Annotated in this window: 12 protein-coding genes and 1 tRNA gene; 7 read left to right on the top strand and 6 right to left on the bottom strand. The window is 67.8% G+C overall.

Annotated elements, in window-relative coordinates; genetic code table 11:
- Nucleotides 1-198 precede the first annotated feature (198 nt).
- Nucleotides 199-714, top strand: coding sequence for a shikimate kinase (locus HWX55_RS15125; protein ID WP_175976322.1), 516 nt, complete (start codon nt 199-201; stop codon nt 712-714).
- A gap of 66 nt (nt 715-780) precedes the next feature.
- Here HWX55_RS15125 and HWX55_RS15120 read toward each other — a convergent pair whose 3' ends face one another.
- A complete protein-coding gene (locus HWX55_RS15120; protein WP_175976288.1) occupies nt 781-2091 on the bottom strand; it encodes an MFS transporter in 1311 nt (436 codons plus the stop codon).
- Nucleotides 2092-2260: 169 nt separating this feature from the next.
- Nucleotides 2261-3343, bottom strand: coding sequence for a tartrate dehydrogenase (locus HWX55_RS15115; protein WP_175976287.1), 1083 nt, complete (start codon nt 3341-3343; stop codon nt 2261-2263).
- Between the two features lie 108 nt (nt 3344-3451).
- On the opposite strand from HWX55_RS15115, the gene HWX55_RS15110 reads away from it, so the two are divergent.
- Entirely contained in the window at nt 3452-4372 is a 921-nt protein-coding gene (locus HWX55_RS15110; protein ID WP_175976286.1) for a LysR substrate-binding domain-containing protein, read from the top strand.
- 226 nt (nt 4373-4598) lie between these two features.
- Here the strand turns inward: HWX55_RS15110 and HWX55_RS15105 are convergent, their stop codons facing one another.
- From HWX55_RS15105 to HWX55_RS15095, 3 genes are all read right to left on the bottom strand, one after another.
- Nucleotides 4599-5603 (bottom strand): LysR family transcriptional regulator, encoded by a 1005-nt coding sequence (locus HWX55_RS15105; RefSeq protein WP_175976285.1) that lies wholly within the window; start codon nt 5601-5603, stop codon nt 4599-4601.
- Nucleotides 5604-5726: 123 nt separating this feature from the next.
- Complete coding sequence (locus tag HWX55_RS15100) at nt 5727-6146, bottom strand: ATP--cob(I)alamin adenosyltransferase (RefSeq protein WP_175976284.1); 420 nt, start codon at nt 6144-6146, stop codon at nt 5727-5729.
- 120 nt (nt 6147-6266) lie between these two features.
- Nucleotides 6267-7067, bottom strand: a complete 801-nt coding sequence (locus HWX55_RS15095) for a helix-turn-helix transcriptional regulator (protein ID WP_124595472.1) — start codon at nt 7065-7067, stop codon at nt 6267-6269.
- A 166-nt stretch (nt 7068-7233) separates the two neighbouring features.
- Here HWX55_RS15095 and HWX55_RS15090 point away from each other — a divergent pair, with 166 nt between their 5' ends.
- Together HWX55_RS15090 and HWX55_RS15085 are read left to right on the top strand one after the other, a co-directional pair.
- Nucleotides 7234-7860 carry a LysE family translocator gene (locus tag HWX55_RS15090; protein ID WP_175976283.1) on the top strand — a complete coding sequence of 209 codons (627 nt, stop codon included), beginning with the start codon at nt 7234-7236 and terminating at the stop codon, nt 7858-7860.
- A 13-nt stretch (nt 7861-7873) separates the two neighbouring features.
- Nucleotides 7874-8626 carry a class I SAM-dependent methyltransferase gene (locus HWX55_RS15085; RefSeq protein WP_175976282.1) on the top strand — a complete coding sequence of 251 codons (753 nt, stop codon included), beginning with the start codon at nt 7874-7876 and terminating at the stop codon, nt 8624-8626.
- A 36-nt stretch (nt 8627-8662) separates the two neighbouring features.
- Here HWX55_RS15085 and rtcR read toward each other — a convergent pair whose 3' ends face one another.
- Nucleotides 8663-10279: an RNA repair transcriptional activator RtcR gene (rtcR, locus tag HWX55_RS15080; protein WP_175976281.1), complete on the bottom strand. Its 1617-nt coding sequence runs from the start codon at nt 10277-10279 to the stop codon at nt 8663-8665.
- Nucleotides 10280-10617: 338 nt separating this feature from the next.
- On the opposite strand from rtcR, the gene HWX55_RS15075 reads away from it, so the two are divergent.
- The 3 genes from HWX55_RS15075 to HWX55_RS15065 all read left to right on the top strand — a co-directional run bounded on the left by HWX55_RS15075 (nt 10618) and on the right by HWX55_RS15065 (nt 13373).
- Nucleotides 10618-10690 (top strand) — tRNA-Phe (locus HWX55_RS15075).
- Between the two features lie 257 nt (nt 10691-10947).
- Nucleotides 10948-12087: a slipin family protein gene (locus HWX55_RS15070; protein ID WP_175976280.1), complete on the top strand. Its 1140-nt coding sequence runs from the start codon at nt 10948-10950 to the stop codon at nt 12085-12087.
- An 86-nt stretch (nt 12088-12173) separates the two neighbouring features.
- Nucleotides 12174-13373 (top strand): RtcB family protein, encoded by a 1200-nt coding sequence (locus HWX55_RS15065; protein ID WP_279612684.1) that lies wholly within the window; start codon nt 12174-12176, stop codon nt 13371-13373.
- Nucleotides 13374-13402 lie beyond the last annotated feature (29 nt).

Below are 13402 nucleotides of genomic sequence, written 5' to 3'. Positions count from 1 at the left end.
GCGCGCCCTCGGTTTTTTGGTCGTGTGGTCGTACTGCTTTCGTCATACTTTTTTGAGATACCGAGGAAGAGTAACGGCGGGGCCACGCCTTTCTTTAGGGTGCTTTATCGAATAATTTCTCTAATCGCTTCGGAGTCGACATTACAAATTGATTTCACGTCGAGGCACAATGAAGGCGTCCGATCCATCCCGCTCCTCATGCCCTCTACATCGACAAACCCGCCACTCACCGTCATCCATCTGAACGGCCCGATCAACAGCGGCAAGACGACGATCGGCCGCGCACTCGCACGCGTGCTGCCCGACGCGCGCTTCATCGACGGCGACGATCACGACGCGCCTGAAGATGCGCCGTTCGACGTGCAATGGGCCATTGCGCTGGAGCGACTGGTCACGCAGGTCGCGCAAGCGCGCGAACGCCACGTCGTAATCGCCTATCCAATCGGCGAGGCGGAATTCGAGCGGCTGCGCGCGGCGTGCGATGTACGCGATGCACGATTGTTCGTCGTCACGCTGGCACCGCCCGAAGCGGTCGCGGCATCGAATCGCGGCACGCGTGCACTGACGGATTGGGAGCGGCAACGGATCGCGCAGATGTATCGCGAAGGATATGCGTCGCGTGCGTTCAGCGATTGCGTGATCGATACGTCGAACGCGTCGGCCGACGTGTGCGCGACGGAAATCGCTCGCCGCGCGGCCCTTCCCGCGCATTGACGCGGCTGCTTCGGTCGTGCGCCGTCGTCAGCGCACCGTATGCACGTCCGCGGACGCGCACCACGCTCAATGATGCTGCCGTACGCCCGGCACGACCCGCTCGCGCGCGCCCTTCCGGCTCAACATCAACGTAACCACCGCCGACACCGCGAGCGTCCCCGCGACCACATACAGCCCCGCCGCATACCCGCCCGTCACGTGCTTCAACCAGCCGATCGCGAACGGCCCGACGAACCCACCGAGGTTGCCGATCGAGTTGATCATCGCGATCCCCGCCGCCGCGCCGGCCCCCGACAGGAACGCGCTCGGCATCGCCCACAGCGGCGCCTTCGCGGCACTGATCCCGATGTTGACGACGACCAGCGCGAGCACGGTCAGCAACGCAGTGCTCGCCTGCCCCGCGAACACGAAGCCGATGCAGGCCAGCACGCACGGAATCACGACGTGCCACGTGCGCTCGCCGGTGCGATCCGAGTGCCGCGCCCACACGATCATCGCGACCACGGCGGCGATGCTCGGAATGCCGGTCAGCAGGCCCGTCTGCAACGCGGTGAAACCGAACTGCTTGACCATCAGCGGCGCCCACAGGCCGAGCGTATAGAGCCCCGCCGACGTGCCGAAGTAGATCAGCGCGAGCGCCAGCACGCGCGGGTCGCGCAGCGCCTGCCACGCGCCGGCCGTGTGCCCGGCATGCGTGTGGCGCGCGTCCGCTTCCGCTTTCAGCTTCGCGATCAGCCAGTCGCGTTCGTCGGCCTGCAGCCACGTCGCCTGCGACGGCGCATCGGTCAGGCGCTTCAGCACGACGAAGCCGAGCACGACCGCCGGCAGCGCTTCGACGATGTACAGCATCTGCCAGTCGGCGAGCCCGAACATCGGCGGCATCTGCATGATCGCGCCCGACAGCGGCGAACCGATCGCGGTCGAGATCGGCGCGGCCGCCATGAACCACGCGGCGGCCACCGCGCGCTGCTTCGCGGGAAACCACAGGCTCAGGTACAGGATGATGCCGGGGAAGAAGCCGGCTTCCGCGATGCCGAGCAGAAAGCGCAGCACGTAGAAGCTCGTCGGCCCGGCCGCGAACGCGGACACCGCCGACACGATCCCCCACGTGATCATCACGCGCGCGATCCAGATGCGTGCGCCGACGCGATGGAGAATCAGGTTGCTTGGCACTTCGAACAGAAAGTAGCCGATGAAGAACAGGCCGCCGCCGAACCCGAACGCGGTCGGCGACAGGCCGATCGCCTTGTTCATCGTCATCGCGGCAAAGCCGACGTTCACGCGATCGAGAAAGCTGACGAAGTAAAGCAGCATCACGAACGGAATGATGCGCCACATCAGTTTCCGCGCGACGCGGGTTTCCAGATCCGCTTGCATGTGTCTCCTCCTTCGAGGTCGGGCCGTGCGCCGTCGGTCGATGGACCTCGAACGCCGGCCGGCGCCCGGCTCGCGTCGCATGCGCGAGTCGCGGGCTGAAAATGCGTAAGTGAAGCGAGCGGGCGGCGCTCGGCTGCGCGCACGCGCGGCCGTCACCGCGTCGCCGGTGTCAGGCCGCGACCGTCGCGCTCGCGACGCGCTCGCAGACGGCCGCCGTCACCTGCGCGGTCGTCGCGCTGCCGCCGAGGTCGCGCGTGTGCAGCGATGGGTCGGCCGTCACGGCCTCGATCGCGTGCATCACGCGCGCGGCGGCATCCGCCTCGCCGAGATGTTCGAGCAGCATCACGACCGACCAGAACGTGCCGACCGGATTCGCGAGTCCCTTGCCCATGATGTCGAACGCGGAGCCGTGGATCGGCTCGAACATCGACGGATAGCGGCGCTCGGGATCGATGTTGCCGGTGGGCGCGATGCCGAGGCTGCCCGCGAGCGCGGCGGCGAGATCGCTGAGGATGTCCGCGTGCAGGTTGGTCGCGACGATCGTGTCGAGCGACGCCGGGCGGTTGACCATGCGCGCGGTCGCCGCGTCGACGAGTTCCTTGTCCCACGTCACGTCGGGGAATTCCTGCGCGATCTGCTTTGCGATCTCGTCCCACATCACCATCGCATGCCGCTGCGCGTTGCTCTTCGTGATCACGGTCAGCAGCTTGCGCGGCCGCGACTGCGCGAGCCGGAACGCGAAACGCATGATGCGTTCGACGCCGGCGCGCGTGAGGATCGACACGTCGGTCGCGGCCTCGATCGGATGGCCCTGGTGCACGCGGCCGCCGACGCCCGCGTATTCGCCTTCGGAGTTCTCGCGGACGATCACCCAGTTCAGGTCGTCCGGCCCGCAGCGTTTCAGCGGCGCGTCGATGCCCGGCAGGATGCGCGTCGGGCGCACGTTCGCGTACTGGTCGAAGCCCTGGCAGATCTTCAGGCGCAGGCCCCACAACGTCACGTGGTCGGGTACGTCCGGGTCGCCCGCGGAGCCGAACAGGATCGCATCCTTGCCGCGCAGCGCGTCGAGGCCGTCGGCCGGCATCATCGCGCCGTGCCGGCGGTAGTAGTCGGCGCCCCAGTCGAAATCCTCGAACGCGAACGCAAAGCGGTCGCTGCCGCGGGCCAGCGCTTCCAGCACTTGCTTGCCGGCCGGCACGACTTCCTTGCCGATGCCGTCACCGGGAATCGTTGCGATACGGTAGGTCTTCATGCGGACATCCTCGATTGATCGTGAGCGTGAACGCACTTTACCGAACCGGAAGTACAGAAACCGGGGCTATACTCAAAGCATCTTTAACTTCAATTCATGAATCCCGTCATGGCGGATACCGTCCAGCCGGCCGATCTCGGCTTCTTTTCGACGCTGGCCGCGTCGGGCAGCCTCAGCGCGGCCGCGCGCGAACTCGGGCTGACCGCGGCGGCCGTCAGCAAGCGGCTCACGCAGATGGAGCGGCGCGCAGGCGTGACGCTCGTCAACCGCACGACGCGGCGGATGATGCTGACGCCGGAAGGCGACGTGTATCTGGAGTACGCGCGCCGGATCCTTGACCAGATGGACGAACTCGGCGAGCTGCTCGGCAGCGCGAAGCAGCGGCCGAAAGGCCTGCTGCGCGTGAACGCGACGCTCGGTTTCGGGCGCAGCCACGTCGGCCCGGCGATCTCGCGCTTCGTCGCGCGCTATCCGGAGGTATCGGTGCAGCTGCAGTTGTCGGTGATGCCGCCGCCGCTCACGGACGACGCGTTCGACGTGTGCATCCGCTTCGGCGAACCGCCCGATACGCGCGTCGTCGCGCGGCGGCTCGCGCCGAACCGCCGGCTGTTGTGCGCGGCGCCCGCGTATCTCGCGCGGCATGGGACGCCCGGCACGCCGCACGACCTGACGCGGCACAACTGCATCGGCATCCGGCAGGGCGACGAGGGCTACGGCGTGTGGCGCCTGACGAGCGGACGCGGCGCGGCCCGCCACACGGAAGCCGTGCGGATCAACGGCAACCTGACGACGAACGACGGCGAGATCGCGGTGAAGTGGGCGCTCGACGGGCACGGAATCCTGATGCGCGCGGAATGGGATCTGCGCGACTATCTCGCCGACGGCAGGCTGGTCGTCGTGCTGCCCGAGCACGAAACGCCGAGCGCCGACATCTACGCGGTGTATGCGCAGCGTCACCAGATGTCCGCGCGGATTCGCGCGTTCGTCGATTTCCTGGCGGAAGAATTGGGGCGGTTTAGGGTGGTGTAAGGCGGGTATTCCGCACACCATGCGGGTCGGCTGTCGGTGCTGCGGGCATGCGCACGCCTGCGCCTCTCCGTATGCCGCTGCACTGCTGGCCCCGCGGCATACGATGTAAATATTCCGGCGAATTTCATGCTAAATCGCCAAAATATTTACATCCTCCGATACGGATCGGATGGCCAGCGCCTTCCGCCTCGCAACCGCTTGACGACTTACCGTCCGCATACCGCCGTCAGGCCACCGCCACCAGCCCGCTGTAGCGATCGCCGGCAGCGACTGCACCCGGCAGCGCCGGCCGCCACCCCACCGCCCCCGCCGCCGCCAGTCCCGCCTGCTCATGCCCGGCCTGCACGAAGCGCTCCGCGATCCAGTCGACGAACGCCCGCACGCCGGGCGACACATGCGGGCGCTTCACATAGACGGCCGACACCGCGAGCGCGTCGGGTTGCCAACACGGCAGCACTTCCCGCAACCGCCCCGCGTCGATCAGCGGCTGCGCGGCGACTCGCGTCGGCTGGATCAGCCCGAGGCCGTGCACGCCGCAGGCGAGATACGCTTGCTCGTCGTCCACGCTGACGATGCCGTCGAGTTGCACCTTGCGCACCGCATCGTCCAGCACGAATTCGAGCTCGGCCAGACGCTGGCCGAACACGTGCGACCCGGCTACCGCGCGATGCGCGTCCAGATCGTCGGGCGTGCGTGGCACGCCGAAGCGGTCGAGATACGCGGGGCTCGCGCACGTCACGCGCTCGAGCGAGCCGAGCCGGCGTGCGACGAGCGACGAATCGGGCAGCGCACCGAGCCGGACGCTGCAGTCGATCGCGTCGCCGATGCGATCGCCCGCGCGCCCGGCCATGGCGAGCATCAGTTCGAGATCGGGATGCCGTGCATGAAATTCGCCGAGCGCCGGCAACACGATCGCGCCCGCCACCGACGCCGGCAATTCGACGCGCAACGGCCCGCTCGGATGCAGCGCGGCGCCGCGGATGCTCGCTTCGAGCTCGTCGACGTCCGCCGTGATGCTGACGCAGCGCCGGTAATACGCATCACCTTCAGGCGTCGCCCGCAACGCGCGCGTCGTGCGCACCAGCAGCGGCATGCCGAGCGCCGCTTCGAGTTCCTGCACGGTGCGCGTCGCGGTGGCGCGCGAAATGCCGAGCGCCTGCGCCGCGCGCGTGAAACTGTTCATTTCGACGATGCGCGTGAAGATGCGCATCGCGCGGATCGGATTGTCCACCCAACACCTCTGCGTGGTTACGATATGCCGCGGCGCGCGTTCGCGCACCGTGCGTGCGTGTCAATATCGATGTCGATGTCGATGTCGACGCAAGCCGCGCGACCCGCGCGGCCATCGGTCGGGTCAGGCGTTGGCCGCCGCGACGCCGGGCGCCGGTTCGGCGAGCAGCCGTTGCGCGAGCGCCAGTGCGTCGTCGCGGCTCGCCGCCGCGTTCAGCGGATAGCCCCAGACCTTCTCGAAGGCGCCCGAAAAGGCATTGAGCGCCACGCGCCGCGCCGCGTTGGGCTCGATCGCGATCATCCCGGGGATCCGTTCGCGCGACAGCGCACGGTTGGCCTTGCTCCACTTCGCAAGCTGTTTGCGCATCTCGTGATCGTTGTCCGCGCGATCGTCGCCGGACGGGGCATCGTCGGTCAGCAAGACGAAGCGTTCGCGGCGCGCGAGCAGCGCGTCGAGTTCGGCAATCAGGCGGACGGGATCAGTGTGGGTCGAGCCGCTGTAACGCAGCCAGACAAACGGGAATTCAGTCGTGACGATTTGCATGTCGACCTCCAGATGAGAACGATTCTCATCTTATGGATCGAGACCCGATGCGTCATTTCTCATCCCGGCCAACTGCTTTTTCAATCCGGCCAAACGTGCGCGAGCGCGCAGCGTAGGCGTTCAGCGTTGCCGGTCGGTCAGGTATTGCGTCGGCGACTTGCCGGTCGCCTTGCGGAACATCGTGACGAAACTGCTCGCGCTCTCGTAGCCGAGATCGATGGCGATCTGATGCACGCGGCGGCCGGTCGTCAGCATCCGCAGCGACAGCGCGACGTGCAGCCGACGGCGCCAGTCGCCAAGGCTCATCCCGAGTTCCTTCGTCGCGAGCCGCGTGAGGCTGCGCTCGCTGATGCCCGCGCGCCGCGCGAGTTCGGCCAGCGGCGACTTGTCGGCCGGATCGTCGAGCAGATGGTCGATCAGCTTGCGCAGCCGGCGGTCGGCCGGCATCGGCAGGTACAGATCCTCGACCGGCGCCGCGACGAGTTCGTCGAGCAGCGTCGCCACCAGCCGCCCCTGCGGCCCGTCGACGTCGTACAGATTCGGGAAGCTGGCCGCCTTCAGCAGCAGTTCGCGCAACAGCGGCGACATGGCCAGCGTGCAGCAGCGCGTGGGCAGCTCGAGCGCCGCGTCGGGTTCGACCAGTACCGCGTAGAAAGTCGCGCCGGCCGAGCCGCGCGCCGCATGCGGGACATCGCCCGGAATCCAGACCGTGCATTGCGGCGGCGCAGTCCACACGCCGCCGTCGATCTCGCAATAGACGACGCCGCTCAACGTGTAGAGCAGTTGCGCCTGACGATGGCTGTGCCGCTCGAGCCGCCATTCGGGCTCGACGACCGAGCCGCCGAACACGACGAGCGGACGCGGCACGTGATAGACGTCGGCGTCCGCGGCGGGATCGGTGATCGGTGGAAGGTCGCGCATGGAACGACGGGCTGTGAAGAAGGCCGGACGCGGGCGCGCCCTGTCGTGCTTATACCAGAAAGGCGCCGGCGCGGCCGCGCCGTTCGAAACGGCCGTCTGCGGCCGCGCGCCGAACCGAATACAATGCGCCGATCCCCTGCCGCTGCGCCACCCTGCCGGAGCCGCCATGTTCGACCTGACCACGCTGACCACCTTCACGGCCGTCGTTCTGGGCCTGTTCCTGATCCCCGGCCCCGCCGTGCTGCTCGTGCTGAGCCGCACCGTGCAGGGCGGCCGCAAGACCGGCATCCTGACCGGCCTCGGCGTCGCGAGCGGCGACTTCGTGCATACGCTGTTCGCGGCCGTGGGGCTGTCCGCGCTGCTGATGACATCGGCACTCGCGTTCAACGTCGTGAAGCTGGCCGGCGCCGCGTACCTGATCTATCTCGGCGTGCGCGCGCTGCTCGATAAGGCAGCCGACCCGTCGCTGCCGCAGGTGTCGCCCGTCACGCCGCTCAGGGCGTACCTGCAGGCGATTCCCGCCGAAGTGCTGAATCCGAAAACCGCGCTGTTCTTTCTCGCGTTCATGCCGCAGTTCGTGCATCCGGAGCGCGGTTCGACGTTCGTGCAGTTCGCGGTGCTCGGGCTGATCTTCGTCGTGCTCAGTTCGCTCTACACGACGTTGATCGCGTGCTCGATCCGCCCGCTCGGCCGCATCGTGAAGCAGCTCACGTGGCTCACGCGCTGGCAGGGCAAGATCATCGGCTCGATCTTCATCGCGCTCGGGCTGCGCGTGGCCGTGCAGCAGCGCTGATGCGCGCGGCCGCATGACGCGCGCCGACGCGGACCTGCTCTACACCGACCCGTGCCTCGTCGCGGTGTACGACGTGTTCAACGCGGGCGATCGGGACTTCGCGTTCTACGCGGCCGCGATCGGCGCCGCCGGGCAACGCATCCTCGATCTCGGCTGCGGCACCGGCACGTTCGCGCGACGGCTCGCGGCAGCCGGGCATGACGTCGTCGCGATCGATCCCGCACCGGCGATGATCGATTACGCGCGGCGCCAGCCGGGTGCCGACGCGGTACGCTGGCTCGCGTGCGCGCTCGACGGCCTGCCGCCCGGCGCGCCGTTCGATGCGGTCGCGATGACCGGGCACGCGTTCCAGTGCCTGCTGACCGACGACGACATCGATGCGACGCTGCGCGGCGTGCGACGCGTGCTCGCCGATGGCGGCCGCTTCCTGTTCGACACCCGCAACCCGCGCAGCGAACCGTGGCGCGCATGGACGCCCGCGCAGTCGGCACGCAGCGTCGAGTCGCACGCATTCGGCATCGTCGATCTCCATCACGCGGTGCGGGCGATCGACGGCGCGATCGTGACGTTCGACACCCACTACCGCTTCCGTCGCGACGATACGGTGCTGACGAATACGAGCCGGCTGCGTTTCATCGCTCGATCCGAATTGCAGGCCCGCGTGACGGCGGCCGGCTTCGCGTCGGCCGACTGGTGCGGCGATTGGGACCGTGCCCCGTTCGACGAGGCGACCAGCGCGGAGATCATCGCGATCTGCCGCGCGTAACGGGCGCAGCGCAGACATCACGCGCCCCTCTCGTCATCACACGCCGTCGAGCGCGCGCCGCACCCCGTCCCAATCGAGCCCGAACCGCGCGAGATACTTGCGCAATCGGTCCGCATCGTTCGGCTGCTTCTTGCTCTGCCGCGACACCGCGAACAGCGTGCGCCCGGCTTCCGACAGGCTCGCCGACGTGCGACACACGTCGAGCACGCGTTCGAGCTGCGCGCGGTCGAACAGGTCGAGCTCCGCCGCCCGCGCACCGAATACCGCGTCGACGCATGCATCGGACGCCCCCGCACCACCCGGCGACGACCACGTGCGCGTCAGCCGCTCGACTTCCTGCTCGGCGAGCGCCTCGGTAATCCGCCCCGCATCGGCAAGCGTCGCCATCCGCGTGACCGAGGCCGACAGTTCGCGGAAGTTGCCGGCCCACGTCGCGCGCGGCGATGCCGCGAACGCGAGATAGCGCCGCTTCGCCTCCACGTTGAACCGCACCTGCTCGCCCTGCTCGCGGCCGAAACGGTCGAGCTCGAATTCGAGGTTCGGCTCGATGTCCTCGCGGCGCTCGGCGAGCCCCGGCAGTTCGTAGGTCCACAGATTGATCCGCGCGTAGAGATCCTCGCGGAACGTACCGGCCGCCACCATCTGCCGCAAGTCGCGGTGCGTGCCCGCGATCAGCTCGAAATCGCTGCTCGCCTCGATGTCCGCGCCCACCGGCAGGAAGCGCTTTTCCTCGATCGCCTTCAGCAGCATCGCCTGTTCGTCGAGCCCGAGTTCGCCGATCTCGTCGAGAAACAGCAGCCCGCCGTCCGCTGCGCGCAGCAGCCCCGCGCGCGCCGACTGCGCGCCCGTGAACGCGCCTTTCACGTGACCGAACAGCGTCGACATCGCCGCGTCGCCGCGCAGCGTCGCGCAGTTGACCTCGATGAACGGCCCCGCGAGCCGGTGCCGGCCGCGCTTCAGTTCGTACACGCGCTTCGCGAGAAACGACTTGCCGGCCCCCGTCGGCCCGACCAGCAGCATCGGCGCGCGCGACCGCACGGCCACGCGCTCGAGTTGCTCGATCAGCGCGTTGAAACGCGCGTTGCGCGTCGCGATGCCGGCCTTCAGGAACGACACCGTTTCGTCGCGCTCGCGCGTGAAGCGCTGCGCGATCCGGTTGTAGCGCGACAGGTCGAGATCGATCACCGAGATCGTGCCCGGCCCGCTCGGCCCTTCGTCCGTCCGCTGCGGCGGCCCCGTCTGCACGAGACGCGCGGGCAGGTAGCGCGCTTCCGCCAGCAGGAACCAGCAGATCTGCGCGACGTGCGTGCCGGTCGTGATGTGGATCAGGTAATCCTCGTGCTCGAGGTCGAACGGATACGCGCGTGCGTAATCGTGCAGCGTCGCATAGACCTCCTCGAAATCCCACGGATCGTGGATCGTGACCGGCGTGAGCCGCACGTCGGTGTGCGGCGACACGCGCGCGAGATCGTCCCGCACCTGGTTGGCGAGACGCGTGTAGTCCAGCGAATGCAGCAGTTCGAGCCGGTCGATCGGCAGACCGGGCTGCTCGCACAGCGAAATCGTCGGCCGCCATTTGCGGTAACGGCGCGGCGCGCGGCCGCCCTGGTCGAGCACGGTGCCGAGAAAACCGATCGCGACGGTTTTGCGCATGTTTATCTCATGAGATAAGAAGCGATCCGATTGTATCGGATATTCATGGCGGCGCGGTGCAACGAGCGTTGCCACCGGGCCGCGCCAAATAAAAAATTCCCTTTATTTTCAATCCTCTGGGAAATTCCACGAAAGCCCACGCCCGGACTGGCACGCTCCTCGCTAAATAGAAGGCGCCGGATGTCCCGCTGGCCCACGAGCCAGGGTTCAACAAGCCCTGCTGGTGCGCCGCCGCCGAACCTCGTTCGTCGCGGCAGCGCATGCCGCCATGGACAGACGAAGGCAAAGGGGCGCGCGCCAGGATGCTTCGCCCGGGTTCGAATCCCGGGGCGCCCCATTGTTCGGAAGCTCAGTCAGGTGGAGCAGCCGGCGAAAGCCGGCCGGTGGCGGGTTCGAATCCCGCTCGAACGCTGTCCGCAAGGACGGTCTCGTATGAAAGCAGTACCCGCCGGTGCGGGCCGCAAGGCCCGCCGCGCGTCGGACCGGTTGCGGTTCCGCGCGATCGGCCGGGCGGCCGCACGGCCCGCGCGAAGGCGCACGACGACGCGATGCAGGATGCGTCGCCGTGCACTTCGACGTCGGGCCAGCGCGCCGCCCGCCCGGTTGCGTCGCACCGCGATCCGCACGATGCGCGTCATCCGGCGGCCATTGAAGAAAAGGACAAGAATATGTGGATGCGACATGTCGTAAAAAAGAACGAACGCGCGCTGCTGATGAGCGAAGGCGATTTCGTGAAGGTGCTGGAACCGGGTGTGTTCAAGGCCGTCGATCCGTTCAAGCGCCTGTCGGTGCAGACCGCGCGTCTCGATGCGCCGCTCGCCGACGAAGCGCTGGCCGATTACCTGCGTCACGACGCACAGGATGTGCTCGCGCAGCATTTCGTCGCGATGGATCTCGCCGACGACGAAGCCGGCCTGCGCTACGAAGACGACGTGCTGGTCGAGATTCTGGCGCCCGGCACGCGCCGGCTGTACTGGCGCGGCCTGACCGCGCATCGGCTGGAGCGCATCGATCTCGCGGCGGACAGCATGCTGCCCGCCGCGCTCGTGAAGCGCATCGCGCAACCGTCGCTGCGTGCGCGCGGCGTGGCGGGGCTCACGGGCGTGCTGCTGGCGCAGGTGCCGGCGTACCACGTCGGTGTACTGAAGATCGACGGCAAGATCGAGCGGTTGCTGGACGCGGGTACGTCGGCGTTCTGGCGCTTCAACCGCGACGTCGCGGTCGAACTCGTCGATCTGCGCTTGCAGGCGATCGAAGTCGGCGGGCAGGAAATCCTGACGCGCGACAAGGTCGCGCTGCGGCTGAACCTGTCGGCGACGTGGTGCTATGCGGACGTGCTGCACGCGTTCGGCCAGTTGCAGAAGCCGGTCGAACACCTGTATCGCGAACTGCAGTTCGCGCTGCGTTCGGCGGTCGGCACGCGCTCGCTCGACGAGCTGCTGGAGGACAAGCAGTCGCTCGACGACGTCGTGATTGCGCAAGTACGCGCCCGTCTCGACGATTCGGGCGTGGACGTGCGCAGCGTCGGCGTGAAGGATATCGTGCTGCCGGGCGACATGAAGACGATCCTCGCGCAGGTGGTCGAAGCGGAGAAGTCCGCGCAGGCGAACGTGATTCGCCGCCGCGAGGAAACGGCGGCCACGCGTTCGCTGCTGAACACCGCGAAGGTGATGGAAGAGAACCCGACCGCGCTGCGGCTCAAGGAGCTGGAAACGCTCGAGCGCGTCGCGGAACGGATCGACCGCATCTCGGTGTTCGGTGGTCTCGACCAGGTGCTGAACGGACTCGTCAGCATCAAGGGCGCGTAATGCAGGAGCCGGTGCGGTGCACGTGTATCGCGCCGGACCCCGAAATGAATCAGGTGAAGCAATTGACAGACATGGAATATCAGGTGATGGAACTGGCGAACGGCAAGCCGGTGAAGATGTGGACGCAAGGCGTCGCCGTCGAAGAGGAAGCGCGCGCGCAACTGCGCAACACCGCGCAGATGCCGTTCATCTTCGGCCACGTCGCGGTGATGCCGGACGTGCACCTCGGCAAGGGCTCGACGATCGGCAGCGTGATTCCGACGAAGGGCGCGATCATTCCGGCCGCGGTCGGCGTCGACATCGGCTGCGGGATGATGGCCGCGCGCACGACGCTGACGGCGTCCGACCTGCCGGATTCGCTGGGTGGGCTGCGCAGCGCGATCGAGCGCGCGGTGCCGCACGGCCGCGCGCCGGGCCGCCGCGATCCGGGCGCATGGGGCGATCGCACGCCGGCCGCCGTGACCGACGCGTGGAAGTCGCTGCAACCGGGCTTCCAGCGGATCGTCGACAAGTATCCGAAGCTGGAAAAGACGAACCACTATGCGCATCTCGGCACGCTCGGCACCGGCAATCACTTCATCGAAGTGTGCATCGACGAAGCGGACCGCGTGTGGTTCATGCTGCACAGCGGCTCGCGTGGCGTCGGCAATGCGATCGGCAGCCTGTTCATCGAACTCGCGCAGGCCGACATGCGCCAGCACATCGCGAACCTGCCGGACCGCAATCTCGCGTATTTCACCGAAGGCAGCCGGCACTTCGACGATTACGTCGAGGCGGTCGGCTGGGCGCAGGACTACGCGCGACGCAACCGGCAGGCGATGATGGACGCGGTGATCGGCGCGGCGCGCGGCGTGATCGGCACACCGTTCACGGTCGACGAGCACGCGGTGAACTGCCACCACAACTACGTGCAGCGCGAACGGCACTTCGGCGAAGACGTGCTCGTCACGCGCAAGGGTGCGGTGTCCGCGCAGAAGGGGCAGCTCGGGATCATCCCGGGCTCGATGGGTGCGAAGAGCTTCATCGTGCGCGGGCTCGGCAATCCGGAAAGCTTCTGCTCGTGCAGCCACGGTGCGGGCCGGACGATGAGCCGCACCGCAGCGAAGCGCCGCTTCACGGCCGACGATCAGGCGAAGGCGACGCAGGGCGTCGAATGCCGGAAGGACGCGGGTGTCGTCGATGAAATCCCGATGGCCTACAAGGACATCGACGCGGTGATGGCGGCCCAGCGCAGCCTCGTCGAAGTGGTGCATACGCTGCGCCAGGTGGTGTGTGTGAAGGGATAGCGCAGTGTGCGGCCGATGGCCAGCGGCCG

Origin of the sequence: Burkholderia sp. BCC1047 (assembly GCF_902833155.1) — a bacterium.
GTDB classification, from domain to species: Bacteria; Pseudomonadota; Gammaproteobacteria; order Burkholderiales; family Burkholderiaceae; genus Burkholderia; species Burkholderia sola.
This window is presented reverse-complemented; position numbering and strand designations above follow the sequence as displayed.